The 24,065-nt window shown below is 59.0% G+C and carries 21 protein-coding genes; 17 read left to right on the top strand and 4 right to left on the bottom strand.

Annotated elements, in window-relative coordinates; all coding sequences use genetic code 11:
- Positions 1–10: 10 nt before the first annotated feature.
- From HMPREF3171_RS09625 to HMPREF3171_RS09615, 3 genes are read left to right on the top strand one after another with little or no spacing between them, the layout of a single operon-like run.
- Positions 11–535, top strand: coding sequence for an FxsA family protein (locus HMPREF3171_RS09625; RefSeq protein ID WP_070484779.1), 525 nt, complete (start codon positions 11–13; stop codon positions 533–535).
- Positions 536–2,080 (top strand): apolipoprotein N-acyltransferase, encoded by a 1,545-nt coding sequence (gene lnt, locus HMPREF3171_RS09620; RefSeq protein WP_070484778.1) that lies wholly within the window; start codon positions 536–538, stop codon positions 2,078–2,080.
- 26 nt (positions 2,081–2,106) lie between these two features.
- The gene (locus HMPREF3171_RS09615) at positions 2,107–3,093 is read left to right on the top strand and encodes a polyprenol monophosphomannose synthase (RefSeq protein WP_070484777.1); all 987 of its coding nucleotides are present in this window, start codon (positions 2,107–2,109) and stop codon (positions 3,091–3,093) included.
- 4 nt (positions 3,094–3,097) lie between these two features.
- Here the strand turns inward: HMPREF3171_RS09615 and HMPREF3171_RS09610 are convergent, their stop codons facing one another.
- On the bottom strand, positions 3,098–3,475 hold the full coding sequence (locus HMPREF3171_RS09610; RefSeq protein WP_070423193.1) for an RNA polymerase-binding protein RbpA: 378 nt from the start codon (positions 3,473–3,475) through the stop codon (positions 3,098–3,100).
- Positions 3,476–3,599: 124 nt separating this feature from the next.
- Here HMPREF3171_RS09610 and HMPREF3171_RS09605 point away from each other — a divergent pair, with 124 nt between their 5' ends.
- The 3 genes from HMPREF3171_RS09605 (at position 3,600) to HMPREF3171_RS09595 (ending at position 7,672) form a co-directional block, all read left to right on the top strand.
- Positions 3,600–3,947: a hypothetical protein gene (locus HMPREF3171_RS09605; protein ID WP_244268723.1), complete on the top strand. Its 348-nt coding sequence runs from the start codon at positions 3,600–3,602 to the stop codon at positions 3,945–3,947.
- A gap of 38 nt (positions 3,948–3,985) precedes the next feature.
- Positions 3,986–4,651, top strand: a complete 666-nt coding sequence (locus HMPREF3171_RS09600; protein WP_083292066.1) for a YceI family protein — start codon at positions 3,986–3,988, stop codon at positions 4,649–4,651.
- Positions 4,652–4,750: 99 nt separating this feature from the next.
- Entirely contained in the window at positions 4,751–7,672 is a 2,922-nt protein-coding gene (locus tag HMPREF3171_RS09595; RefSeq protein WP_070484775.1) for an FAD-binding and (Fe-S)-binding domain-containing protein, read from the top strand.
- On the opposite strand, the gene HMPREF3171_RS09590 is transcribed toward HMPREF3171_RS09595, so the two are convergent.
- Positions 7,669–9,003 carry a class I SAM-dependent methyltransferase gene (locus HMPREF3171_RS09590; protein ID WP_070484774.1) on the bottom strand — a complete coding sequence of 445 codons (1,335 nt, stop codon included), beginning with the start codon at positions 9,001–9,003 and terminating at the stop codon, positions 7,669–7,671. The two genes, HMPREF3171_RS09595 and HMPREF3171_RS09590, sit on opposite strands and share 4 nt — an antisense overlap.
- 116 nt (positions 9,004–9,119) lie before the next feature.
- Between HMPREF3171_RS09590 and HMPREF3171_RS09585 the strand changes: the two genes are divergently transcribed.
- The 5 genes from HMPREF3171_RS09585 (at position 9,120) to HMPREF3171_RS09565 (ending at position 15,215) form a co-directional block, all read left to right on the top strand.
- Positions 9,120–10,460: an NAD(P)/FAD-dependent oxidoreductase gene (locus HMPREF3171_RS09585; RefSeq protein WP_070484773.1), complete on the top strand. Its 1,341-nt coding sequence runs from the start codon at positions 9,120–9,122 to the stop codon at positions 10,458–10,460.
- A 245-nt stretch (positions 10,461–10,705) separates the two neighbouring features.
- Positions 10,706–12,823 carry a pyruvate formate lyase family protein gene (locus tag HMPREF3171_RS09580; RefSeq protein WP_070484772.1) on the top strand — a complete coding sequence of 706 codons (2,118 nt, stop codon included), beginning with the start codon at positions 10,706–10,708 and terminating at the stop codon, positions 12,821–12,823.
- 44 nt (positions 12,824–12,867) lie between these two features.
- Positions 12,868–13,119 (top strand): autonomous glycyl radical cofactor GrcA2, encoded by a 252-nt coding sequence (grcA2, locus tag HMPREF3171_RS12405; protein ID WP_034999039.1) that lies wholly within the window; start codon positions 12,868–12,870, stop codon positions 13,117–13,119.
- Positions 13,120–13,122: 3 nt separating this feature from the next.
- Complete coding sequence (gene pflA, locus HMPREF3171_RS09570; protein WP_070484771.1) at positions 13,123–13,998, top strand: pyruvate formate-lyase-activating protein; 876 nt, start codon at positions 13,123–13,125, stop codon at positions 13,996–13,998.
- A 143-nt stretch (positions 13,999–14,141) separates the two neighbouring features.
- On the top strand, positions 14,142–15,215 hold the full coding sequence (locus HMPREF3171_RS09565; RefSeq protein WP_070451536.1) for a magnesium and cobalt transport protein CorA: 1,074 nt from the start codon (positions 14,142–14,144) through the stop codon (positions 15,213–15,215).
- A 7-nt stretch (positions 15,216–15,222) separates the two neighbouring features.
- Here HMPREF3171_RS09565 and HMPREF3171_RS09560 read toward each other — a convergent pair whose 3' ends face one another.
- Positions 15,223–15,672, bottom strand: coding sequence for a PaaI family thioesterase (locus HMPREF3171_RS09560; protein ID WP_070484770.1), 450 nt, complete (start codon positions 15,670–15,672; stop codon positions 15,223–15,225).
- Between the two features lie 50 nt (positions 15,673–15,722).
- Between HMPREF3171_RS09560 and gndA the strand changes: the two genes are divergently transcribed.
- Genes gndA through HMPREF3171_RS09530 form a run of 6 tightly spaced genes read left to right on the top strand, consistent with a single transcriptional unit; the run spans position 15,723 to position 23,315 of the window.
- Entirely contained in the window at positions 15,723–17,189 is a 1,467-nt protein-coding gene (gndA, locus tag HMPREF3171_RS09555) for an NADP-dependent phosphogluconate dehydrogenase (protein ID WP_070451540.1), read from the top strand.
- Positions 17,190–17,216: 27 nt separating this feature from the next.
- A complete protein-coding gene (locus tag HMPREF3171_RS09550) occupies positions 17,217–18,566 on the top strand; it encodes a DEAD/DEAH box helicase (RefSeq protein ID WP_070484769.1) in 1,350 nt (449 codons plus the stop codon).
- A gap of 17 nt (positions 18,567–18,583) precedes the next feature.
- Positions 18,584–19,957 (top strand): hemolysin family protein, encoded by a 1,374-nt coding sequence (locus tag HMPREF3171_RS09545; protein WP_070484768.1) that lies wholly within the window; start codon positions 18,584–18,586, stop codon positions 19,955–19,957.
- A complete protein-coding gene (locus HMPREF3171_RS09540) occupies positions 19,954–21,006 on the top strand; it encodes a hemolysin family protein (RefSeq protein ID WP_070484767.1) in 1,053 nt (350 codons plus the stop codon). The genes HMPREF3171_RS09545 and HMPREF3171_RS09540 overlap by 4 nt, the downstream gene beginning before the upstream one ends.
- Positions 21,007–21,017: 11 nt before the next feature.
- Positions 21,018–21,881, top strand: a complete 864-nt coding sequence (locus HMPREF3171_RS09535; protein WP_070451546.1) for a 3-methyladenine DNA glycosylase — start codon at positions 21,018–21,020, stop codon at positions 21,879–21,881.
- Between the two features lie 51 nt (positions 21,882–21,932).
- A complete protein-coding gene (locus HMPREF3171_RS09530; protein WP_070484766.1) occupies positions 21,933–23,315 on the top strand; it encodes a vWA domain-containing protein in 1,383 nt (460 codons plus the stop codon).
- Between the two features lie 74 nt (positions 23,316–23,389).
- On the opposite strand, the gene HMPREF3171_RS09525 is transcribed toward HMPREF3171_RS09530, so the two are convergent.
- Positions 23,390–23,965: a MerR family transcriptional regulator gene (locus HMPREF3171_RS09525; RefSeq protein WP_070423253.1), complete on the bottom strand. Its 576-nt coding sequence runs from the start codon at positions 23,963–23,965 to the stop codon at positions 23,390–23,392.
- Between the last annotated feature and the right edge of the window lie 100 nt (positions 23,966–24,065).

The raw sequence follows: 24,065 nt of genomic DNA, 5'->3' as shown, positions 1-24,065 counted from the left end.
TCTCTGCCCCATGCCTGTGCTCCTGTTGTCCTACTTCGTTGTTGAAGCGATCGCGTTCTTTCTCGTCGCCAAGTGGATTGGTGTCGGCTGGGCGCTGTTGGCAATTTTTGCACTGATGATCTTCGGTGGCTTTGCCGCCAGCATGTCGCTTCGCAGTGAACTTACGCAGATGGCTCGCGGGCGAACCAGCCTTGGCAAGTTGGCTGGCGACTCCGCACTGTTGATGGCGGGTTGGGCGCTAAGCCTCGTCCCTGGCTTCGTGAGCTCGGTCATCGGCCTGCTATTAGTGTTCGGTCCGACACGAGCAATCGCGCGTCGTTCGATGACCAAACGCGCCCGTCGCAGCATGGAAGACCTCGGCGCGCGCCTCTACGAGGCCACCCCGATGTCGCAGTTCACCACCTCCTACGGTTCGTTTACCAATCCCAATCAGCCCTATCCGCAGAAAGGAGCGGATGCTGACGACGTCGTTATTGATGCCGACGAGTTGGAGGAATGGTTCCGCAACAGCGGCAATGAGCCGGGGGAGAAGTAGGTGACGGCCCTTACCCGCTTCCTCCGGTTCGTACTCGCGGCCTGCTCTGGCTGGCTGGTGTTCTTCTCGTACGAACCGCACGGACACTGGTTCTCCGCCATCGTCGGCATGTCTGTGTTCTATCTTGCGCTCATGCCGTGGCAACGCTGGCCGGGTACTGATCGTCCTTCCGCAGCCTTCGGCGGCCTACTGGGCTTTACGCAGGCTGCGTTTTGCTACCTCTACCTGCTGCCGTGGATCGGGGAGTTTGTCGGCGCAATGCCGTATGTCGCTTTGTCGATCTTCCTCGCGCTCTACGGCATCGCTACAGGTGTGTTTGGTGTGATCGTCGCGCGTTGGCGCTTCGGCTTCCTCGCGTTTGCGCTGATCTACCTTGCGGTTGAGTTTTGCCGCTCGTCGTTTCCTTTCGGCGGGTTTAGCTGGGTACGCCTGGCGTGGGGGCAAATCAATGGTCCACTAGCCGCTCTCGCACCTTGGGGTGGTCCGGCGCTAATCTCAATTGCTGTGGCGCTGGCAGGGGCAGGTCTCACCGTGGCCATCCTGCAGCGTGGGACGCAACGCTGGGCCGGCCTTGTAGCCGCAGTACTGCCCCTCGGTCTCGGCACCGTGGCGCAGATCGGGGTCAATAGCCCTACCTCGACAGTGGGCGAAGCAACCGTTGCCGCGGTACAGGGCAACGTCCCTCGCATGGGCCTCGATTTCAACGCACAGCGCCGCGCGGTGCTGGCCAACCACGTCAACGAAACGCTTGCGCTTCGCGACGACCTCCGCGCGCAAAACATGGATGTCGACGCCGTTTTCTGGCCAGAGAATTCCTCTGACGTCAATCCGTTCACCGACTCGGAAGCACGAGCGCTTATCGACGTCGCCGTGCGCGGCATCGACGCACCGTTGCTCGTTGGCACACTCACACGTGACGACGTTGGGTCCCGCAACACCATGGTCGTCTTCGACCCAAAAGATGGGCCAGGGGAGTACCACCACAAGCGGTTCCTCCAGCCGTTCGGCGAGTACATGCCCATGCGTGACTTTTTCCGGAGGTTCTCCGACATGGTTGACCTGGCTGGCAACTTCAAACCTGGTGACGGCAACGGTGTGGTGCACCTCGGCAACATCGCGGTCGGTGTGGCGACCTGCTACGAGGTGGCGGAGGACGAGGCTTACCGGATGGCGATTCGCAACGGCGCCCAGTTGCTCAGCACACCGACGAACAACGCCACGTTTGGGTTCACCGGAATGACGTATCAACAATTGGCGATGAGCCGCATGCGTGCACTGGAGACCGATCGCGCAGTGGTTGTAGTAGCCACCTCGGGTGTCTCCGCCATCGTCCATCCCGACGGCTCAGTATCGCAGCAGACGGAAATCTTCACGGCAGATCATCTCGTCGAAAAGCTGCCGCTGCGCGATTCTGTCACCCCGGCTGTGCGATTTGGAAAGATTCTGGAGTGGTTGCTTGTCGCGGCAGGGATCATGCTGATGGCTGTGGCAGGCGTTTCCGCACGTACCCGGGCGCACGGGTATGCTGCACCAAGGAATAAATAAGTGTGACAACGAGGAGACGTAGCACCGTGGCGAATACAACCCTGGTGATTATCCCGACCTACAACGAAGTGGAAAACATCCCGCTTATCGTTGGACGCGTGCTGGATGCCAACAAGGATGTGGACGTCCTTGTGGTCGATGACAACTCGCCTGACGGCACCGGAGCAAAGGCTGACGAGCTCGCAGCTACTCATGATGAAGTTCACGTGCTCCACCGCACCGGAAAAGACGGCCTGCTGGCTGCGTACCGTGCCGGCTTCGAATGGGCCCTTGAGCGCGAGTACGAGGTCATCGTTCAAATGGATGCAGACGGCTCGCATGCCCCTGAGGAACTCGTGCGTTTGCTCGACGCAGTAGCCAACGGCGCAGATCTGGCAATCGGTTCGCGCTACGTCGACGGTGGGGAAGTAAAGAACTGGCCGCGCAGCCGCTACCTGCTGTCCAAGCTGGGCAATGAGTACATCTCGATCGCGCTTGGCGACGATGTCAAGGACATGACCGCTGGCTACCGCGCGTTCCGCCGCGAAGTCTTGGAAGAACTCGACCTGGATGCGCTGTCCAACAAGGGCTACATCTTCCAGGTGGAGATTGCCCACAAGGTCGCAGACGCTGGATTCGGGGTTGTTGAAGTCCCCATCACTTTTGAAGACCGCAAGCTTGGCGAGTCGAAGCTGGACGCAAGCTTCGCTGCCGCATCGTTTGCGGAGGTAACCAAGTGGGGAGCGAAGGAAAAGGCTTCCTTCGTGGGCAACCTGGCGAGCGAAACCTGGCGACAGATTGAGTACGCTGCCGCCAACTCAAAGCTTGCAGATCTTCCAAATCGTGCGGCCAAGGCTCCGTCGCAGGTAGCTGACTTGGCTAACGAGGTTGCTTCCTTGACCAAGTACGAGCTTTCCGGCAAGAACCTGGATAAGGTCGGCCGTCGCGTTGCAGAAGGTGCCCAGACGGCAAAAGACCTGACGACGGAAACCGTGCGTCAGGTCCTTCACGTATTCAATTCCGGTTCGAAGTAGGGAATTAGCCTTCCTTCTGCGCGGCCTGCTCCTTAGCGAGCCGGGCCGCGGTGCGACGGCGCTTCCGGAGCTGCTCTAAGCGCTCCTCAAGCAGCACGTCGAGCTCCTCAATGCTGCGACGTTCCAGCAGCATGTCCCAGTGGGTACGCGGCGGCTTCGTCGGCTTCGACTCGACACCTTCGCCCTCCATGAGCGTGCCGGTCTGGCCGTTCTTGCACATCCACTCTTCGGGGATCTCAGCCTCATCGGCGAACGGAACCTCAAACACCTCACCATTGGGTGTTTGGTACTTCGCCATGCGACGCGGCGCGAGATCATGGTCGCGGTCAGTTTCGTAGCTCACGGCACCCATGCGGCTACCGCGTAGCACTCGATCAGCCATGTTGTCTCCATCCTTGTCGTCGTTATTGCCCGGTTGCCCAGCAATCGCTCAAGTATAACGGTCCACTAATTCGTTTTGTTCCCTGACCTCACCCGGGCTTGACACCTGTAATAGACTTGCCGCCGTGAAGATCAGGAAGCGGAGAGTAAACGAGACTACAAACGTTTGCGCGTGGTGCGGTAAAGAGATTGAAATCAACCAGGGGCGTGGCCGCAAGCGGAAATATTGCAGTTCTTCGTGCAAGCAGCGTGCGTATGAGCAGCGCACACTCCTTGCAGGTACGACCGTGGACCCTGACGCTGTGATTCTGAGCCGTCAGCGCGTCGCAGAGATCCGCGATCGACTTTACGAGTTGCGCTGTGCCGCTGAGGATATCCAAACTGCAGCGGCCGAAGGCGCGACGGCGGACGAGTTGCATTCGTTGTGTGACGAATTAGTAGGCTTGGTCCAGAAACTCGAAAAACTGAGGTGAGGTACGTGAAGACCAGCTCCCGTAATACGAAGCTGCTTATGATCGCAGTTTTAGCCTTTGCCATTCTGGCGCTTGCAGTGGCGTTCATCCCGTTGGGAAGGACGCTGTTTTTTAGTCACGGTGTCAAAACTGAGGGTATCGACGAGTCCAGCCTGAAATCCGCCACAACGGAAATTGACGGCGTCTGGGAGGTAACAAACAAGCCTGGACCCAACCAAACGTCTGCAGGCTTCACATTCGCCGAGGTGCTGCCAGGTGATCGCCGGACTACGTCAGGCTCGACACAAGGCGTTCGCGGTAGCGTGACTATCGAGGCGGGCACGCTGAAGGCTGGCGAGATTGTCGTCGACATGACAAACATTCGTACCGACTCTGATGTCCGCGATGAAAGCGTGCGACGCAAAATTTTCCATACGGACGATTTCCCGGAGGCAAAGTTCGTTGTCACCGAGCCAGTGGACCTTAGCAGCGTGCCAGAGGACGGGACGATGGGCACCGTAGACCTGACGGGCAACATGACCATCCACGGCGAGACGAACACGATCACGCAGACATTCAATGTCGCGCGCTCGGGCGATCAGCTGCTCGTCGCAGCAGACATTCCGATCAACCGAGAGGACTACGGAGTGAAGACTCCGGAGCTGGTGGCCGCAAAGATCGCCGAGGACGGCGAAATTAACGTCCGTCTGGATATGCGGAAGTAGCCCTATATAACGTCACCTGACGTTATATAAAGGATATTTGTCCGATAATGTACATTATGTCAAGTAACATTTGGTGGCACCACGGCGTAATCTGTCCACATGGCAAAGCTCCTCTCTCCCGATCCCCGCAGGATCCCCAAGCCGGTTTACGACGATTCCTACCCGGACGCTGTCAGTAAGCAATTCACTGGCGGCTCCGACCCGGAACTCGTCGCGGCGCTCGCAGCAATCGTCGGCGCGGACAATGTTCAATCACGCGTCTCAGATCTCGTGCGTTACGCCTCAGACGCTTCTCCGTACCGCGACATCCCGTCCGTGGTCGTTCAGCCACGCAACGCGCAAGACCTTTCCGCGCTGATGCGCTATGCCCGCCGTGCAGGTCGGACGCTGACGTTCCGCGCCGCCGGGACGTCGCTTAACGGCCAGGCGATGACGAACGACATCCTCGTCGATGTGAAGACCCACTTCGCCGGCATGGAGGTTCTCGACGGCGGCAAACGCCTTCGTACGTTGCCGGGCGTTGTGCTTGGCGACGCTCAAGCGGTCCTGCGACGCCACGGCTACATGCTTGGACCCGATCCCGGCTCGACCGCATCTGCTTGTATCGGTGGCGTCCTCGCTGACAATGCCGGCGGCATGCGCTGCAAGATTGAGCGTGATTCCTTCCACACCATCGATCAGGCTGAGTTTGTATTAACGTCTGGCGAGATCGTCGATACGCGCAAAGGCGACGACGCCTTCCGCAAACAGTGCCCTGAACTGCACAAACAACTCTCTGATTTCCGTGATCGATTGCGTGCTAACGAGACGCTAGTCGCTCGCCTACGCGCAAAGCTCTCCATCCGCAACACCAACGGCTTGCGCATCGATGCATTCTTGGACGAGGACGAGCCGGTCCGTATCCTCATGCGCTTGCTCGTCGGCTCCGAAGGCATCCTCGGCGTGTTTACCGAGGCTGAGATTCGCACCATCGAGTTGCCAAAGAAAAAGGCTGTGACCTGGGTGGTTGTACCCGACATCACTGATGCTGCCAACTATGTTGCACAGCTTGTCGACGCCGGCGCTGAAGCCTGCGAACTGCTCGTCTCCGATGTCATGCGCGGATCAGTTGGCCAATTTAGTGCTGCTCCTGCTGAATGGGCAGATATTGACCAGTCCACCGCTGCCCTGCTCCTCGAGGTCGGTGGCACCACCGAAGACGAGCTTCAGCAGGCCATTGCCGCCGCCGAGGCCGTGCTCGAAGGCGCGGAGCTGCTAGCACCGCTGCACTTTGAGACCGATCCAAAAAAGCAAAACGCCATGTGGCAACTGCGTAACGGCCTGTTTGGCCTGATCGGGCAAAACCGCCCGCAAGGCGCCGCGCTGATTACTGAGGACGTGTGCTTCCCACCTGCGCAGGTCGGCGAAGGCGCTGCTGAACTTATGGAGTTGCTCCGGCGCTACGGCTACCCCGAAGGTGTGATGGGACACGCACCCTACGGGAACCTGCACTTCTTTATCACCCCGGACTTCTCCAACCCTGAGGAGCTCGAGAAGTACTCGCGCTTCCTTGACGAGCTGGTTGAGTTGGTCGTCGACAAGTACGACGGCTCGATGAAGGCTGAGCACGGTACCGGTATCAACATGGCGCCGTTCGTGCGCCATGAATGGGGCGACGAAATCTGGAACCTGTTCTGGGAGGTCAAGGAGATGCTTGACCCGGACACCATCCTCGCGCCGGACGTGAAGTTGACTCGCCAGTCGGACATCCACCTGCAGCGCTTCAAGTCCTTTCCCAAGGTCGAGCAGGAAATCAATATGTGCGTCGAGTGCGGTTTCTGCGAGCCAGTATGCCCGTCACGCCACGTCACTGTTACTCCGCGTCAACGTATTGTGCTGCGCCGTGAGATGGCGCGTCAGCCGGAAGGCTCAGAGGTCTTGGGGGCACTGCGCGAGCAATACCAGTACGACGCGATCGACATGTGCGCTGCCGACGGAACCTGCGCTATCCCCTGCCCTGTTGGCATTGATACCGGCAAGGTAATGAAGCAACTGCGCGCAGCTCAGGCAACACCTGCAGAGAAGCGTGTCGCAACTGGGATCGCGAAGGGATACGGCGCGGTCGAGGCGTTGGGCCGTACTGCGGTATCTGGCGTCAATATTCTCGGGCCTGCGCTAGCCAATGCTGTCACCCAGGTTGGACGTGCACTCATCTCGCCCGAGCGCTTCCCCTCTGTGCCAGGGCCCATGCCGCACAAGGCACCACAGATGCCGGAAACCTCGCGCAGCGGTGCCGCAGCTGTCTACTTCCCTGCCTGTGTAAACCGTATCTTCGGCCAACCTGCTGGTTCCGCTGATCAGATTGCTGTGCCGCAGGCGGTTGTTGAACTCGGCCGACGAAGCGGAGCACCTGTGTGGATCCCGGAAAACGTTGACGGCGGTTGCTGTGGCATGCCGTTTTCTTCGAAGGGATTCGACGATGCATACCGTGCGAAGGCACTCGACCTGCTGGAGCGCATGTGGCAGTGGTCAGAGCAAGGCGCACTGCCTGTGATCATCGATGCAGCCTCGTGCACCCATACCGTGGTGGATTCCATGCCGGAGGTACTCTCCCCTGCTGATCTTGAACGTTTCGAGGCGATTCGCGTTCTCGACCTGGTGCAGTGGCTCGACGAAGAGATCATGGAGCACCTGCCCATCACTCAGGACCAGGGGCGTATTGCTGTCCACCCGCCATGCTCCGGTCAGCACCTTGGTACCACGGAAGCGCTCATGCGTGTCGCAGCTGCGTGTGGCGATGCGGAAGTGCCCGCTGGGGCGGCCTGCTGTGGCACAGCTGGCGATCGTGTGATGTTGCACCCTGAGCTGGTTGAGTCGGCGACTCGCGAGGAACGCGAGGGGCTCAATCGTGGCAATTATGCACGCTTCGTGTCAGCAAACCGCACCTGCGAGATGGGCCTACAGATGGTGGCCGGAAAGCCATTTGAGTCGATTGCAGTACTGGTCGAGCGTGCATCCCGACCGGAGGTCACGTTAGCCTAGCGACGGCCTCCGCGGTGGCGCTGCACCATCGTGACCTGCGCGAGGTCCAGCATTTCCAATCGTGCAAGGGCTTCGCGCAGGGCTAGCTGCCAAGTCCACATTCTGCGGAATACAACGTCGTAGCCATCCGCTGCGGCGTCGCGTAAGTGGGCGTCGAAGGCCATTCGCTGCAGCCTCAGCGATGCTGCGAGGTGTTCAGGTGCGGTTGTCACCGCAGTCACGCGCAATGCAGTGTGCTTATCGACGATCCGGGCAACGTCATCGCAACTCACAACGTTCATCCGTGGCCACGCATAACCGGCGGTTGAGGCCAACGCTGTCGCTGCACTCCGGGAATAGTTGTTCGTGCGGACAATTGTTTGCAGCACTACCTTGCCGCCCTGTGCGAGCATCTGTTCCGCAGATGCGAGATACGCGACCTGCTCCGGGTGCGGCATGTTCTCAAACGCCTGCATGCTCACTACTGCGTCGTACACCCCGCGACGCTGCCGTGCCAACGCTTCGATTTCGGCTGGGGAATCCAACACGTCAATGCGTGCAGCACCTTCAGCGCCACTGAGGATCAACTGTTCTTCAAGACTTTTTCTCACGCGGGCGTCAAAGGTAACCACATCCAGGGTGCAGCGTCGATCAAGTGCTTCCGCAGCCACCGCTCCTCCACTGCACGGCATCTCAAGCAAATGTGTGCTGGGCCCGGCAGCGGCGGCGTCGAGAAGCATCGAAATGCTCCTGCGTTGCGCATCAGCTAGGTCATCGCGATGAGCGTCAAGTGGAGCGCCGATTTCGGTGACGTCGACGAAGTGGTGCCCTGGCTCGTTTCCTCGCCCTGCCCCCGGAGTGTGGGACTTCATCCGCGTGCGCTGAGTCGTCGGCACACCCGTGCCAAAGTGTCCCTGTGCATGCGTTGCGGTGCCACCAGCAAAATGCTGCACCAGATCCGGAGGTAGCTCCCCGATCACCCCAAGGGGTGTGCGACCGTGCTTCGGAGCAGACACGCGTGCTGGTGACGGCCTGTACCCCGCACCGATCAGCGCCTGGAGTGCATCTACAAGCCCTTCGGACGTCGAGGTCACCCACTCGCCTGCCATATAACTTTCAGCAAGGCCAGTCCACCCACGCGCAGCGATACGCTCAAACATGTCCGCGGATTCCACGGTGAGCGCTGCATCGTCTCCTTCTAGAGCAAGTTCTGCTTTCGCACAGGCACGAGCAAATGTCGCCTCAGCGATCTTCGTGCGCAGCGCTCCTCCACGGGCCCTGGGTACCGCAGCAACAGCCGGCCAGGCCGCGGCGTCGATGGAACTTTTGCGTGCGCGGGAGATATCGGCCATTTCACAAATGCTAGTGGCCAAGAACCTGCTTCTGCGGTACGCCACGGCTCAGATAAAATGCGGCGCGTACTATATAGGCGTTGCACATATAAAAATTCAACCGAGGAGAGATATTTATGGCCTCTACGGTCATTCGCCCAGACGGAAACCGCCATCATGTTGTCATCATCGGCGCTGGCTTCGGTGGCGTCAACGCAGCCAAGGAACTTGCGGATGCTGATGTCGATGTGACCCTGATCAACAGCACCAACCACCACCTTTTCCCGCCACTGCTCTACCAGGTGGCAACCGGCCTGATGTCCTCGGGCGAGATCACCGGTGACATCCGTCAGATGTTTGCTAACCAGCAGAACGTCCGCATCGTTCGTGGCACTGTTGAGACCATCGACGTCAAGGGCAAGACCGTCACCTCTGTTGAAAGTGGCAAGGAATACACCTTCGGCTACGACTCCCTCATCGTCGCCGCTGGTGCTGGCCAGTCCTACTTTGGCAACGACCACTTCGCCGAGTTCGCGCCGGGCCTGAAGACCTTGGATCACGCGTTTGAGATCCGCGCACGCCTCATTGCAGCATTCGAGCGTGCAGAACTTGCGGAAACCGCAGAAGAGCGCGATCGCGCTCTGACCTTCGTCATCGTTGGTGCTGGCCCGACCGGCGTCGAGCTTGCTGGCCAGGTTGCGGAGATGGCGCACCGTGCCTTCACCTCGGGCCGATACTCCTTCAGCACCGAGCAGTCGAAGATTTACCTGCTTGATGGCGCACCGCAGGTGCTGCCTCCATTTGGCAAGCGCCTGGGCAAAAAGGCACAGCGTGAGCTTGAAAAGGCCGGCGTCACCGTGATCCTCAACGCCATGGTGACCAACGTTGATGCGGACTCTGTCACCTACAAGGACATGAAGACCGAGCAGGAAACCACGATCCAGACTCCGACCAAGATCTGGTCCGCTGGTGTTGCGGCTTCCCCGCTGGGCAAGCAGGTCGCAGACCAGATCGGTGTTGAAGCGGACCGTGCTGGCAAGGTCGCTGTTAACGCGGACCTTTCCGTCGGCGACGAGTCCAACGTCTTCATCGTTGGCGACATGATGAATCGCGACCGTCTGCCAGGTGTGGCCCAGGTTGCAATCCAGTCCGGCGCTTATGTGGGCAAGGTCATCAAGAACCAGGTCGAGCACGATATCGCTCCGGAGGATCGCGCTCCGTTCGAGTACTTCGACAAGGGCTCCATGGCGATCATCAACCGCTTCAATGCTGTGGTGAAGATGGGCAAGGTCGAGATCACCGGCTTCATCGGCTGGCTGATGTGGCTTGGCGTCCACATGTCCTTCCTCACCGGCCGCCGTAACCGCATTGTGGCTGCCAACGAGTGGACGATTAACGCGTTCTCCCGCACCCGCCACAACCTGGCTGTCACCGAAGGCCAGCTGGAGAACATCCACCTGGAAAACGGTGAGAAGTAAGCGTTCGTAGCGCCCCCAACTTCCCCGGCCCTTCGCCCTCAACGAGCGCAGGACCGGGGTTTTTGCTACTCTCCACCCCCGAAGACTTTGTGTGACCAACACCACCCCAAACGTATTACCTATAGTCGGAAAACTTCTTTATACTCTTAGGTAAGCGGCAAGCGCTTTAAAGAGACTGTGTTTGGGAATGGGTAAGCGCAGCCGCATGAAGACCACTAGTTATCTATGTGAAAGATCGTGCAACTGTGACTGTTTCTACAGAGCCGCAAATCCAGAACAAGGCGTGGGAAGGTTTCACGCCAGGACCGTGGACCGAGCACATCGACGTCCGCGACTTTGTTCAGCGCAATTACACCCCGTACGACGGGGACGCATCCTTCCTCGAAGGCGCAACTGAAAAGACACTGCGCCTCTGGGACTACCTGGATAAGAATTACCTCGCCGTTGAGCGCGAGCGTCGCGTCTACGACGTAGACACTGACACCCCGGCCGATATCGACGCCTTCAAGCCCGGATACATCTCCGAAGACGACGACGTCATCGTCGGCCTGCAAACCGACACCCCAACCAAACGTGCCATGATGCCTAACGGTGGCTGGCGCATGGTTGAGCAGGCCATCAAAGAGGCCGGCAAAGAGGTCAACCCGGAGGTGAAGAAGATCTTCACCCACTACCGCAAGACCCACAACGATGCCGTCTTCGACATCTACACCCCGCGCATCCGCGCAGCACGCTCGTCCCACATCGTCACGGGCCTGCCGGACGCCTACGGCCGTGGACGCATCATCGGTGATTACCGTCGTGTGGCGCTTTACGGCGTTGACTACCTCATCGAGCAAAAGCAGCTGGCCAAGGATGCGTCTTTGGAGAAGGGCTTCTCCGAGCACTGGGCACGTTACCGCGAGGAGCACGCGGAGCAGATCAAGGCACTCAAGAAGCTAAAGAAGATGGCTGAAGACTACGGCTTCGACATCTCCGGCCCGGCAACCAACGCCAAGGAAGCTGTGCAGTGGACCTACTTCGGCTACCTTGCCTCCGTAAAGAGCCAGGACGGCGCCGCAATGTCCATTGGTCGCCTCTCCCCGTTCTTGGACGCATACTTCGAGCGTGACCTAGCCAACGGCACCTTGACCGAGGTTGAGGCGCAGGAGATCATCGACGCGCTCGTCATCAAGCTGCGCATCGTGCGCTTCCTCCGTACAGAGGACTATGACCAGATCTTCTCTGGTGACCCGTACTGGGCAACCTGGACCGACGCTGGTTTCTCTGAGGACGGCCGCCACCAGGTCACCAAGACCGCCTTCCGTCTGCTGCAGACGCTGCGCAACCTGGGTCCTGCTCCGGAGCCGAACATCACCATCTTCTGGGATCCGGCGCTGCCGGAGGGCTACAAGGAGTTCTGCGCCGCGATCTCCATCGAGACCTCTTCGTTGCAATACGAGTCTGACAAGCAGATCCGTGACCAGTGGGGCGACGACGCCGCTATTGCGTGCTGTGTCTCTCCGATGAAGGTTGGCAAGCAGATGCAGTTCTTCGGCGCACGCGTTAACGCTGCGAAGGCACTGCTCTACGCCATGAACGGTGGTCGTGACGAAGTTACCGGCAAGCAGATAACTGACGGTGACCACAAGCCGATCGAGGGCGATGGCCCACTCGACTTCGACGAGGTCTGGCAGAAGTACGAGGAGATGCTCGACTGGGTTATCGGTACCTACGTCGAGGCTCTGAACATCATCCACTACTGCCACGACCGCTACGCCTACGAATCCATCGAGATGGCACTGCACGACTCCGACATCGTCCGCACCATGGGCTGTGGCATCGCTGGCCTTTCAATCGTTGCTGACTCTCTGTCCGCGATTAAGTACGCGAAGGTCGCACCGGTGCGCGACGAGACAGGCTTGATCGTCGACTACATCACCGAGGGCGACTTCCCGTTCTACGGCAACGACGATGACCGCGCGGACGACATTGCCGCAACCGTGGTCCACACCGTGATGCAGAAGATCAAAGCGATCCCGATGTACCGCGACGCTATTCCGACCCAGTCGGTACTGACCATTACCTCTAACGTGGTCTACGGCAAGGCAACTGGTTCGTTCCCGTCCGGGCACAAGGCCGGCACTCCGTTCGCCCCAGGTGCGAACCCGGAGAACGGCGCAGACAATCACGGCATGGTCGCTTCGATGCTGTCCGTGGGCAAGCTCGACTACAACGACGCATTGGACGGCATTTCGCTGACCAACACGATCACCCCGTCGGGCCTGGGCCGTAACAAGGAAGAGCAGATCACCAACCTGGTTGGTGTTCTCGACGCCGGCTTCATCATGGACAACGCCGATGCGGTAGTTAACCCCGCCTAATCAGACTTTCCCACTCACCTATTCACTCCGAAGGAGACGACATCATGACCACCCCTACTTTCGACGAGCGCCTCGCTTCCATGAAGGCTTCCCGTTCCGCGAACAACATGGACTCTGGCCTGTACCACGCCAACATCAACGTGCTTGACGAGTCCACGCTTGAGGATGCAATGGAGCACCCAGAGAACTACCCGAACCTCACTGTTCGTGTCTCTGGCTACGCCGTGAACTTCGTGAAGCTGACCAAGGAGCAGCAGCGCGACGTCATCTCTCGTACCTTCCACCAGGGCGCGTAGTTTATGGCCCAAGACGGAACGAGCGGCGTCGTCACGCTATCGCCTGAAGCAGGCGAGCGCGTGCGCGGCGTCGCTGCCGGTTTAGGCGGACTTTCCACCGACGACCTTGAGATCACTCGCCCAGAGTTGTTTGAGGCTCGCCGCACTGGCGAGATCGGCCTCATCCACTCTTGGGAACTGGTCACTGCCGTCGACGGACCGGGCACCCGTATGACGATTTTCTTGTCGGGCTGCCCACTGCGGTGCAAGTACTGCCACAATCCGGACACGATGGAAATGAAGGAAGGCACACTCGAGCGTATCGACGACGTCGTGCGCCGCGTACTGCGATACAAGCCTGTCTTTAACGCTTCCGGTGGCGGGCTGACCCTTTCAGGCGGCGAACCACTGTTTCAGATCGCGTTTACACGACGACTGCTCAAGGCAGTGCATGACGCTGGTGTGCACACCACAATCGACACTTCTGGTTACCTTGGTGCACGCTTGACCGACGAGGACCTGGACAATATTGATTTGTTCCTCCTCGACGTCAAGTCCGGTGATCCTGACACATACGAAAATGTCACCGCGCGCCAATTGCAGCCAACCATCGATTTTGGTGATCGACTGCACGAGAAGGGCAAACCGGTCTGGATCCGGTTCGTTGTAGTCCCAGGTCTGACCGACGCTGAGGAAAACGTGCAGCGAGTCGCCGATATCGTCGCGCGTTGGAAGAGCACCGTAGAGCGTGTGGAAGTACTCCCCTTCCACAACATGGGCGCGGACAAGTGGGACAAAATCGGCCTCGATTACGAGTTGCAGGACGTTACTCCCCCATCTGCCGAATCTGTCGAGCATGTGCGAGAGGTCTTCCGCTCGCGGGGGTTGACGGTGTTTTAACCCTAGGATCACCCCCGTTAGACATTGGGGTGCGCACGCGTAATATCACCTTTGATATCCGTGCGCACCCATTTTTGTGTGCTCATTCATCCTGGGCTTTGCCGTGTTCGGCCTGCCCTACGACGTGAAAGGGGGCTAAAGCTATGCCGCCACGTATTTCAATTCCAGGACAGCGTCCTAAGAAGGTGCAGCCCCCGTCTGTGAACCAAATCCCGGTGCCTGTCGAGCGTCAGATCGACTTTTGCCGCGTTTTTGTCGACGGCAAACGCCAGCCGGGAAATGTGCGCATGACTCACGCACTTGAGGTGGCAGAACGCTACGAGAACGCCTTTGTTTGGTTGTCGCTGAAAGAGCCGACTACGGAGCAAATGGAGCGCGTCGCTGAGATCTTCGATATTGAGGACCTGGTTGTGGACGATGTTGTCGCAGCACATCAGCGACCGAAGGTTGAACGCCACGACGAGCAGTTGTTCCTGGTTGTGCGTTCAGTGTCGTATCGTGACGACGAAGAGGTGTCGGACGCCCGTGAAATCATTTCCACCGGCGAAGTACAGATGATTATCGGCGAGAAGTTTGCCATCACGATTCGCCATAATGTCCGTCTCCCTGACCTCACCAACAAGCTCGAGGACGAAGAAGAGCTAGCGCTGCTCGGGCCTTCCGCTGTGGCGTGGGCGGTATCTGACTATCTGGTAGACAACTACCTGAAGGTCGCGGATTTCCTCGAAAGCGACGTCGACGAGCTGGAAAACGAAGTGTTTACGCCACGTCGCACGATCAACATTGACAAGATCTACACCTACAAGCGTGAGATTTTGGAGATGCGTCACGCGATCGACCCACTGTCGCCAGCGCTTCGCAACGGGTTGACGAACAACAAGGACTTTATGCGTAAGGCTCTGCGTACCTACTTCCGCGACGTCCAAGATAACTCCACGATCGTCAGCGACCGTCTTTCAGGCTTCGACGAACGTCTCACGTCCCTGCTGGACGCGTCGGTAGCGAAGATTACGATGCAGCAGAACTCTGACATGCGTACGATTTCGGCCGTTGTGGGCATGGCGGCGGTGCCGACGTTGGTTGCCGGAATCTACGGCATGAACTTCGAAGTCATGCCAGAGCTTGGCTGGCGTTACGGCTACCCCGCTGCACTTCTCGCAATGTTCATTGCTATCTCGGTGATGTGGTGGTGGTTCCGCAAGAACCACTGGCTTTAATCAGCCACTATTTGCTCAGGATCATCAGTTTGAGGTTGGTCACAGCGACCAACTTCTCCTCGCAGTACATGTTCACGCGCCACAGGTGGGTGCGGGCACCGATGTGGACCGGCTCCGCGGTGGCGTCGATACGCTGCCCCGCGCGCACGCTGCCCAGAAGGTCGGTGGAGTTGCTCATCCCCACTGCAGGCTGTGCGCTAGCTGCCACCGCCGCAATTGACCCCATGGTTTCACCGATTGCGCAGTAGACACCGCCGTTGACGATACCGGTTGGCTGCAGATGCTCCGCAGTTGCAACGAGGTGTGCATCCATCCGGTCTTTTGAGCAGTAATCCAGCACTAGCCCGAGTCGTTGGGCGAAATCAACGTTGAGATTGTTGATCACAGCGAGTTCTTCTTCGCTCAACGGCGTGTCGAGCACTTCGTTGTACAGGCGAAAATCGAATTCTAGGTTCATGCTCGTCGATGATACGGATGATCTGTCCTCAGCCACGTAGAATTCGCACTATGACTGCAGATGCTTCAGAACCTCTTGCTCAAATCGGTGTCGTCGGTATGGCAGTAATGGGCTCAAACCTTGCCCGTAATTTTGCATCGAAGGGCCATACCGTCGCTATTTACAACCGCTCACCAGAGAAGACGCGGGCGGTTATCAACGAGTATGGCCACGAGGGTAACTTCATCGCCGCCGAGACCATCGAGGACTTTGTCGCATCTCTGCAGCGCCCCCGCAAGGCAGTGATCATGGTGCAGGCCGGTGCAGCAACTGATGCGGTCATCGAACAGCTCGCTGATGCGATGGAAGACGGTGACATCATCATCGACGGTGGCAATGCCCTGTTCACCGACACGATTCGCCGTGAACGTGAGATGGCCAAGCGCAATCGCCATTTTGTCGGCGCGGGTATTTCCGGCGGTGAAGAAGGTGCGCTGCGTGGCCCGTCGATTATGCCGGGTGGCCCAGTCGAATCCTGGGAGACACTTGGACCACTCCTCGAAGACATTGCTGCAAAGGTCGATGGCACCCCGTGCGTGACCCACATTGGCCCGGACGGCGCTGGCCACTTTGTCAAGATGGTGCACAACGGCATCGAGTACGCCGACATGCAGGTCATCGGCGAGGCGTACCACCTGCTGCGTTACGCAGCAGGCCTGGAGCCTGCGGAGATCGCCGACATTTTCACTGAATGGAACAAGGGCGATCTGGATTCCTACCTCATCGAAATCACCGCGGAGGTGCTTCGCCAGGTCGACGCCCGCACCGGAAAACCGTTTATCGACGTCATCGTGGACGCTGCCGGCCAAAAAGGCACCGGACGGTGGACCGTCAAGGAGGCACTGGATCTTGGTGTACCGACCACAGCTATTGGCGAGGCAGTGTTTGCCCGCGCGCTGTCGTCGGCACTTGCACAGCGCGAGGCCACGACGGAAGCCGAACTTCCGGCGGGCGAGTTGAGTACCCTCGAAGCACTCGGCGTGGAGAAGACTGCGTTTATCGACGATGTCCGCCGAGCCCTGTACGCCTCCAAGTTGGTCGCCTACGCGCAAGGTTTCGACGAGATTAACGCCGGGTCCGCCGAGCACAACTGGGATATCAAACCGGGCGATCTCGCACGTATTTGGCGCGGTGGCTGCATCATTCGTGCGAAGTTCCTCGACCGCATTACCGAGGCCTACGAAAACGATCCGAATCTCCCGTCGTTGTTGCTCGATCCGTACTTCACCGGAGAACTGCAAAAGGGCCTGGTAGACGCATGGCGCCGTGTGGTTGTCGTCGCTACGCAGCTTGGACTCCCAGTGCCGGTGTTCGCTTCCTCGTTGTCCTACTACGACTCGCTGCGTGCCAAGCGGCTGCCAGCAGCACTGATCCAGGGACAGCGCGACTTCTTCGGTGCACACACCTACCGCCGCGTGGACATGGAAGGCACCTTCCACACCACCTGGTCCGGCGAGCGGGAAGAGTTGAGCTACTAAAACAACGACGCGCGTACACTGATCTGAATGACTACATTCGCCGACCTCGGCCTACCCCGTGAAATCGTCGCCACGCTGAAAAAGCAGGGCATCACGGAGCCCTTCCCTATCCAAGAGGCGGCTATCCCCGATGCCCTTGCGGGCCGTGATGTTCTCGGGCGGGGTCCAACAGGCTCGGGCAAAACGTTTACGTTCGGTTTGCCTATGCTTGCCCGTCTCGTTGGAGCCCCATCACGCCCGGGTCACCCGCGAGCGCTCGTGCTTGCGCCGACGCGTGAACTTGCAACGCAGATTCGCGAGCGTCTCGACGACTCCGCTGCCGCCCTCGGCCTACGCGTCCTCGATGTTGTCGGTGGCGTGAACATCAATAACCACATTCGTGTGTTGGCCTCCCCAGTCGATCTCCTTGTGGCTACCCCAGGCCGCGCCGAGGATCTCATCAACCAGAAGAAACTCTTCCTGGATCAGGTGGAGGTCACTGCTCTGGACGAGGCCGATCAGATGGCCGACATGGGTTTTTTGCCACAGGTACGCAAGCTGCTCGACCGCACTCCCAAAAACGGTCAGCGTTTGCTGTTTTCCGCCACACTGGATGGCGACGTGCAAAAGCTCATCGACCGCTACATGCACAACCCAGTGACGCACTCCACTGCGCCGGTGGAGGCCGCTGTGGACACCATGGAGCATTTCCGACTTTTGGTCGGTGGCCGTGAGCAACGCAATGAGATCGCGATGCAGATCGCCGCACGTGACGGCAAGACCATCATGTTTATGCGCACGAAACACGGTGTTGACCGTCAGGTGAAGAAGCTGCGACGTGTCGGCATCAATGCCCAGGGGTTGCACGGCGATAAAACCCAAGGGGCGCGTACGCGTGCCTTGGACGGCTTCAGCGACGGCACCACCCCGGTGCTCGTCGCTACTGATATTGCCGCACGCGGTATCGATGTCGACGACGTCTCGCTTGTCGTCCACGTCGATCCGCCAGCCGAGCACAAGGCGTATTTGCACCGCGCAGGGCGCACCGCCCGTGCTGGCACGTCCGGCACAGTGGTCACGCTCGTCATGGACGAGCAAGCTAAGGAAGTCGCGCAACTGATGCGCAAGGCAGGCGTGAAGGCTCCGGAGGTCAGAGTGGCTCCAATGTCGGAGTCGTTGGTTACGATTACAGGAGCACGTGTCGCAGATGGAAAGCCATTGCCTCCGCCGGGGGCTCCGAAGCAGGCTCCCCGTGGTGGTGGCGGGCAAGGTTCCCGCGCTGGGCGTCGGTCGTCGCAACGATCGAGCCGCGCTGGACGTTCCCGTTCTACACGTGGGCAACGCGGCAACTCGCAGGGTCGTCGTGGAGAGAACAAACGAAGGAGTAACGGCCGCTAAGGCGCAGATCAACACACATGGACATATTCATATCCATACTTTCTCTTCTGGCGTTCGTATTGCTGACAGCCTCTACCGGGTTGTTCGTCGCAATCGAGTTCGCCATGACGGGGCTCGAGCGCTCCACAATCGATGCCCACGTTAAACAACGCGGGGATGCTACAGCCCGCGCTATCGCGCGTGATCACGCGAATCTTTCGTTCGTCCTCTCAGGCGCCCAGCTCGGCATTACGGTGACGACGCTGGCGGCAGGTTTCCTTGCCGAGCCTGTACTCGGTAAGTTCTTCACCCCTGCGTTGGAGGCCGTCGGACTTAGTGCGTCGGCCTCAACCACTGTCGCACTTATTTTGGCCCTTGTCATCGCAACGTTTTTGTCGATGGTTTTCGGCGAGCTTGTACCGAAAAACATGGCTATTACGGACCCGCTGGCGACAGCTCGCGTGGTCGTGCCACCGGTGCACTGGTTTAACACGGCGATGAAGCCGTTTATCAACCTTCTCAATACCTCCGCTAACTGGATTGTGCGCAAGATGGGTATCGAGCCTGCCGACGAGCTTGCCTCGGCCCGCTCTTCTCAGGAGCTTGGCGCCATGGTGCGTTCGTCGGCAGAGGCTGGTGGTTTGGATGCTGAGACCGCTGCAGTGATCGGTCGATCACTGCGCTTCGGCGAGACCACAGCTGAAGAGGTGATGACGCCGCGTTCCACCATCGACTCCCTCGACGCGGAGGATACTGTTGTCGACCTGATCGCACTTGCTCGCGAAACTGGGCGTTCGCGTTTCCCAGTGCGGCGTGGCGATCTCGACGACACCCTCGGAGTCGTCCACATCAAGGACGCATTCTCCGTGCCACCCGACGAGCGTGCGACCACACAACTTGCCACGCTTGCCCGGCGTGTCCCAATCGTCCCGGGCACGCTGGACGGCGATTCCGTGCTGAACCGGGTGCGCTCTGCTGGTTCGCAGGTCGTGCTTGTTGCCGATGAATACGGTGGCACCATGGGCCTGGTTACCATCGAAGACCTCGTTGAGGAGATTCTTGGCGAGGTGTACGACGAATACGATGACCGCGAAAGCGAAAAGGACTTTGTCCGTTACGGCACCTCATGGGAGGTTTCCGGGCTCGTGCGTCTCGACGAGCTCGAAGAGCGCCTCGCCTACACAGCACCCGACGGCCCCTACGAGACGTTGGGCGGTCTGATCATGGCAACACTCGGTCGCATCCCGGAGGTTGGCGACGAGGTCGTCCTGCGCGAAACGTTCGGTTCGCTACAGGAGGAGTTCCAATCAGCCGGTGCCGGATCATGGCTTGCCCAGGTCACCGCAATGGACGGCCGCCGTGTGGATAAGGCGATGCTACGCCCGATTACCCCTGAGGAGGCCAACCGATGAGTATCTGGCTCGCTGTTGTCCTGATTGTCGCCCTCCTCGCTGCTAACGCATTCTTTGTTGGAGCCGAGTTCGCTCTCGTATCCTCGCGCCGCGACCGTCTCGAGTCACTCCAGGCCCAAGGCAAAACCAAAGCCCAGGACGTGATGTACGCAACCGAGCACCTTTCCATCTACTTGGCTGGTGCGCAGTTCGGCATTACTGTGGCCTCGCTGATATTGGGCAAGGTTGCCGAGCCGGCGATTGCAAAATATCTGGAGGAGCCGTTCCTCGCGCTGGGTGTACCGGCAGATATTCTGCATCCAATTTCGTTCGTTATTGCGCTTGCATTCATTTCTTTCCTGCACATTTTGTTCGGCGAGATGGTGCCGAAGAATATTGCCATCGCGGGGCCTGAGCAATCCGCAATGTGGCTGACCAGACCGATGACGGTTTGGATGAAGCTAACCCGCCCCGTGCTGGAAGCACTTAACTGGGTGGCTCGTAAGACGTTAGCTGCGTTCGGTATCCAACAGCGCGACGAGTTGGATTCCACTGTCGACCAGGAGCAGTTAGCCACAATGATTCAGGAGTCTCGCAAAGAGGGGCTCCTGGATGCCGAGGAAACTGTCCGTTTGGCAAAGGCGTTGCGTCAGGATTCCCGCAGCCTCAACGAGGTGCTCATCCCGCTTGTAGAGGTAAAGACGATCCCCTACGACCCGCGCGGCATCCGTCTTTCGATCATCGAGCAGGCAGTGCAAGACACCGGTTTTTCACGCTTCCCGGTACTGATCAGCACTGGATCCCTGGCGGGCTACCTGCATGTGAAGGACATTCTGGACTTGATGGAGACAGATGAGAAGGATCCACGCGTGCCGCTTTCACGCATTCGACCGCTCATCACAGTCGACGGCCACGAGTCAATGGACGACGCTCTTACTTTGCTGCACCGACGTTCAGCGCACATGGCGGCAGTGCATGAGAACGGCCGCCTCGTCGGGATCGTCGCCCTCGAAGACCTCATCGAGGAATACGTGGGTACGGTGTCGGACTGGACACACGAAAACGAATAGTTAGCGTGCGTATGACCACAACCCTGCAACCTGAGGAATATCTCGCACGCATACACGAGCACGAGCAGCGTGCGGCTCCTTGGGCGGACGCCCGTGCGGCTCGGCGTGCGCATGGCGAGTACCACCCAGTATGGGACTTCCTCTTTGAGTACTACCCCGTTCGCCCATCGCATTTGAAGCGCTGGCATCCAGGGGTTGGGGTCGCTCTCGCGCAGGCTGCGGATACACCGCAAGCGTCTTGGCGCGACTACGTCACAGCACCTGACGGAACCGTGTCCTTGAATCTAGGCCTTTTCCTCCAGCATCGACGCAATGATGTGGAGATGGTTGGCCGGCTGCTGCGTGCCGTCGATACGCGTCCTGCTCACTTTGATTGCTTCGGCATGCACGAGTGGGCGATGGTGTATAAGACCGACCACCCACGTCACGATTTACCACTTCGCCTTGGAGCAGAGGGCACCAACGACGTGGTTGAGTCTCACCACATCAAGTGCTCACATTATGACGCGTTTCGTTTCTTCACCCCTGCAGCGCGCCCGCTGAATCTGACTGTTCTTACTCGCGAGTCTCAGCCTGATCACGACCAGGCTGGCTGTGTACATGTCAGCATGGATCTGTACAAGTGGGCGTTGAAGTTAGGACCGCTGGTACCAGGCGAACTTTTCCTGGATTGCTTTGAACTTGCGGCACGGGCTCGGCGCTTGGATATGGAAGCGTCGCCATACGACTGCCGAGAGTTGGGCTTTGATGTTGTCGCGGTAGAAACCGCTGAAGGTAAAGCGGAATACGTTGCGCGTCAACGGGCATTGTCTCAAGCCGCCGCTCCGCTGCGCGCCAGGCTTGTCGCGACCGTAGAAGCTGCGTTGGACAGCTAAGCTCGGAGCAGGTTTTCTCAATCGTTCGACGTTGAAGGGGCTACGACCACAATGGCTAGGCACGCAAGCGGTAAAAACAATTTCAGGCTAGCGGGTTGGCTTATCGCCCTGCTTGTCGCTCTCGCTGTAGCTGCAGTGCTTGCAGTGGTTTTGTGGCAGCGCGACGGCACCGACTCGAGCGCTGCAGCTCCTGATTGCGTATCCGGTGATCTGGTTCTGCCGGTCGCCGCTTCCGATGAGAAAGTGGGCCGTGCACTTATCGACGACTACGCAGCCGCCAACCCCGTTGTCCGGGACTACTGCATCAAGCCGCAGTATGTTGACTCGATCAAGGAAGCAGCAGTCTATATCGCTCCGAATACCTCGATTACGCATACTGCGTTGAAGTCGGCTGAGCGCACTGCAGCGGTTGCTGACCCCCAAGCCGTCCATAGTGAACCTGTAGGAGTCGCTGGCACCGAACAGGTGAAGTTGGAGGACGTGAAGACCGAGTCTGTGCTGTTCCCTGTTGAGGAAGAGCCTGAGGCTTCCGCGTTGGTGGCGGCAAAGGTCGCCGGCAACGACAATGATGCTGTGAAGGCCCTCACCGATCAGCGTCTGGGTAAGCTGGCGGACTTCGCAGGAGCAGACGGCAAGCTTGTGGCGACTGCGAAGGACAGTGTTCCGGAAGGTCTTTCATTTACCTCAGTCGGCGCAGACATTGTTTACGCGGCGATCCCATTGAACCAGAACGACACAGTAAACGAGGATCAAGCGCGCGCTGGCCAGGACTTCGCACGTGCCGCAGCCGAGAAGTTCGATGGCTCCGAGAAAGATCAGCCGGTGATTTCGGATCTGGTCTGGGCTGCTGCCCTGCCTTCTGGTGGAGAGAAGCTCGGCGATCAAGCTGAGGCTGCAAAGGTGATCGAGCCGGTCAACACGTTGTTCCTGCTTGACACTTCTGAGGCAATGGCGCCGTTTATCGAGCCAGCCAAGGACGCGATTGGCAACACCGCGCTTGAACTTGCCGGTGCAGGGAAGGAAGTAGGTCTGTGGAACTACTCCTCACCGCTGACCCCTGGCGTGGTGAATGGTTTCCGCCAAAACATCTCCGTCTCCCCTGACGCGGAGTCGGTCAACGTGGCAGTGCGTCGCTTCCTTGTCGGCGGAGTCCCCCAGACCCGCGAAGCACTCCAGGCTGCGGCTGCTACATACGGCAACGCAAATGCGCCAATGCGAATTGTGCTCGTTACCACCGGCACCGCTGATGCCGGAGATGACGCAGCATTTATTGACGGCTTCCGGCAGGCAGCGGGCAACAACCTGGACCTGACTGTGGTGCGCGTCGGAGAAGGCGATCCGGATGCGGCACTCGAGCAGATCGCCAAAAAACAGGTCGATGCCAAGACTGCAGAGAACATCGCGGATGCGGTGAAGCAGGCCGCAGGGTTCTGACGACTAACATCGGCGAGCAACAAAGGCCCGGACTGGAGGGAGTACCCAGCCCGGGCCGTTGTTGTGTGGCCTGTTTAGGAAGTCTTGCGACGACGGCGATCAGCCAGTTCGTCGAAACCAATGACGTTTGGAGCGTCGATCTCTTCCTCGACGCGCTCGGAAGGGAACGCGGAGATAGTGCCGGTGAGTTCCTTCATAATCTGCGGCACCGCGATGCCGAACACGCCCTGGCCGCCGCCAAGGAGGTCGATGATCTCTTCGTTGGAGCGGCACTCGTAGACGGTTACACCGTCGGAGACCAGGGTGATTTCCGCAATGTCGGAGACACCGCGGTCACGCAGCTTATCCACCGCGAGGCGAATGTTCTGCAGGGAAATGCCGGTGTCCAAAAGACCCTTGACGATCTTGAGTACTAAGATGTCCTTGAAGGAGTACAGACGCTGGGAACCAGAACCCTTTGCGCCACGGATCGACGGGCGAACGAGCCCAGTGCGTGCCCAGTAATCCAGCTGACGGTAGGTGATGCCTGCGACCTGGCATGCGATCGGTACGCGGTAGCCCACTTCGTCGGACGGGCCGACGTCGAAAAGCGATTCCTGCACCGCAGCCGAGGTGGTCTCCTGCTCGCCTACCTGGTTGAGATCGTTGATACTCACGTAATTACTCCCATGAAAGTTATATGAGGGCCTGCTGACTATTAAATGCCAAGCATAGGACCTGGGTCAAGAGTTTCACGCGCAACACGCCGAA

Source organism: Corynebacterium sp. HMSC08F01, from assembly GCF_001807545.1.
Lineage (GTDB): Bacteria > Actinomycetota > Actinomycetes > Mycobacteriales > Mycobacteriaceae > Corynebacterium > Corynebacterium coyleae.
Note: the sequence above shows the minus strand (reverse complement) of the source record. Positions and strands in the feature narration are given on the sequence as shown.

Bases quoted from the DNA above. Each gene is read 5' to 3' on its own strand.
- HMPREF3171_RS09625 (WP_070484779.1), top strand. From the start codon at position 11: ATGCCTGTGCTCCTGTTGTCCTACTTCGTTGTTGAAGCGATCGCGTTC.
- HMPREF3171_RS09610 (WP_070423193.1), bottom strand. From the start codon at position 3,475: ATGGCTGATCGAGTGCTACGCGGTAGCCGCATGGGTGCCGTGAGCTAC.
- HMPREF3171_RS09600 (WP_083292066.1), top strand. From the start codon at position 3,986: ATGATCGCAGTTTTAGCCTTTGCCATTCTGGCGCTTGCAGTGGCGTTC.
- HMPREF3171_RS09595 (WP_070484775.1), top strand. From the start codon at position 4,751: ATGGCAAAGCTCCTCTCTCCCGATCCCCGCAGGATCCCCAAGCCGGTT.
- HMPREF3171_RS09590 (WP_070484774.1), bottom strand. From the start codon at position 9,003: ATGGCCGATATCTCCCGCGCACGCAAAAGTTCCATCGACGCCGCGGCC.
- HMPREF3171_RS09585 (WP_070484773.1), top strand. From the start codon at position 9,120: ATGGCCTCTACGGTCATTCGCCCAGACGGAAACCGCCATCATGTTGTC.
- grcA2 (WP_034999039.1), top strand. From the start codon at position 12,868: ATGACCACCCCTACTTTCGACGAGCGCCTCGCTTCCATGAAGGCTTCC.
- pflA (WP_070484771.1), top strand. From the start codon at position 13,123: ATGGCCCAAGACGGAACGAGCGGCGTCGTCACGCTATCGCCTGAAGCA.
- HMPREF3171_RS09565 (WP_070451536.1), top strand. From the start codon at position 14,142: ATGCCGCCACGTATTTCAATTCCAGGACAGCGTCCTAAGAAGGTGCAG.
- HMPREF3171_RS09560 (WP_070484770.1), bottom strand. From the start codon at position 15,672: ATGAACCTAGAATTCGATTTTCGCCTGTACAACGAAGTGCTCGACACG.
- gndA (WP_070451540.1), top strand. From the start codon at position 15,723: ATGACTGCAGATGCTTCAGAACCTCTTGCTCAAATCGGTGTCGTCGGT.
- HMPREF3171_RS09550 (WP_070484769.1), top strand. From the start codon at position 17,217: ATGACTACATTCGCCGACCTCGGCCTACCCCGTGAAATCGTCGCCACG.
- HMPREF3171_RS09545 (WP_070484768.1), top strand. From the start codon at position 18,584: ATGGACATATTCATATCCATACTTTCTCTTCTGGCGTTCGTATTGCTG.
- HMPREF3171_RS09540 (WP_070484767.1), top strand. From the start codon at position 19,954: ATGAGTATCTGGCTCGCTGTTGTCCTGATTGTCGCCCTCCTCGCTGCT.
- HMPREF3171_RS09535 (WP_070451546.1), top strand. From the start codon at position 21,018: ATGACCACAACCCTGCAACCTGAGGAATATCTCGCACGCATACACGAG.
- HMPREF3171_RS09530 (WP_070484766.1), top strand. From the start codon at position 21,933: ATGGCTAGGCACGCAAGCGGTAAAAACAATTTCAGGCTAGCGGGTTGG.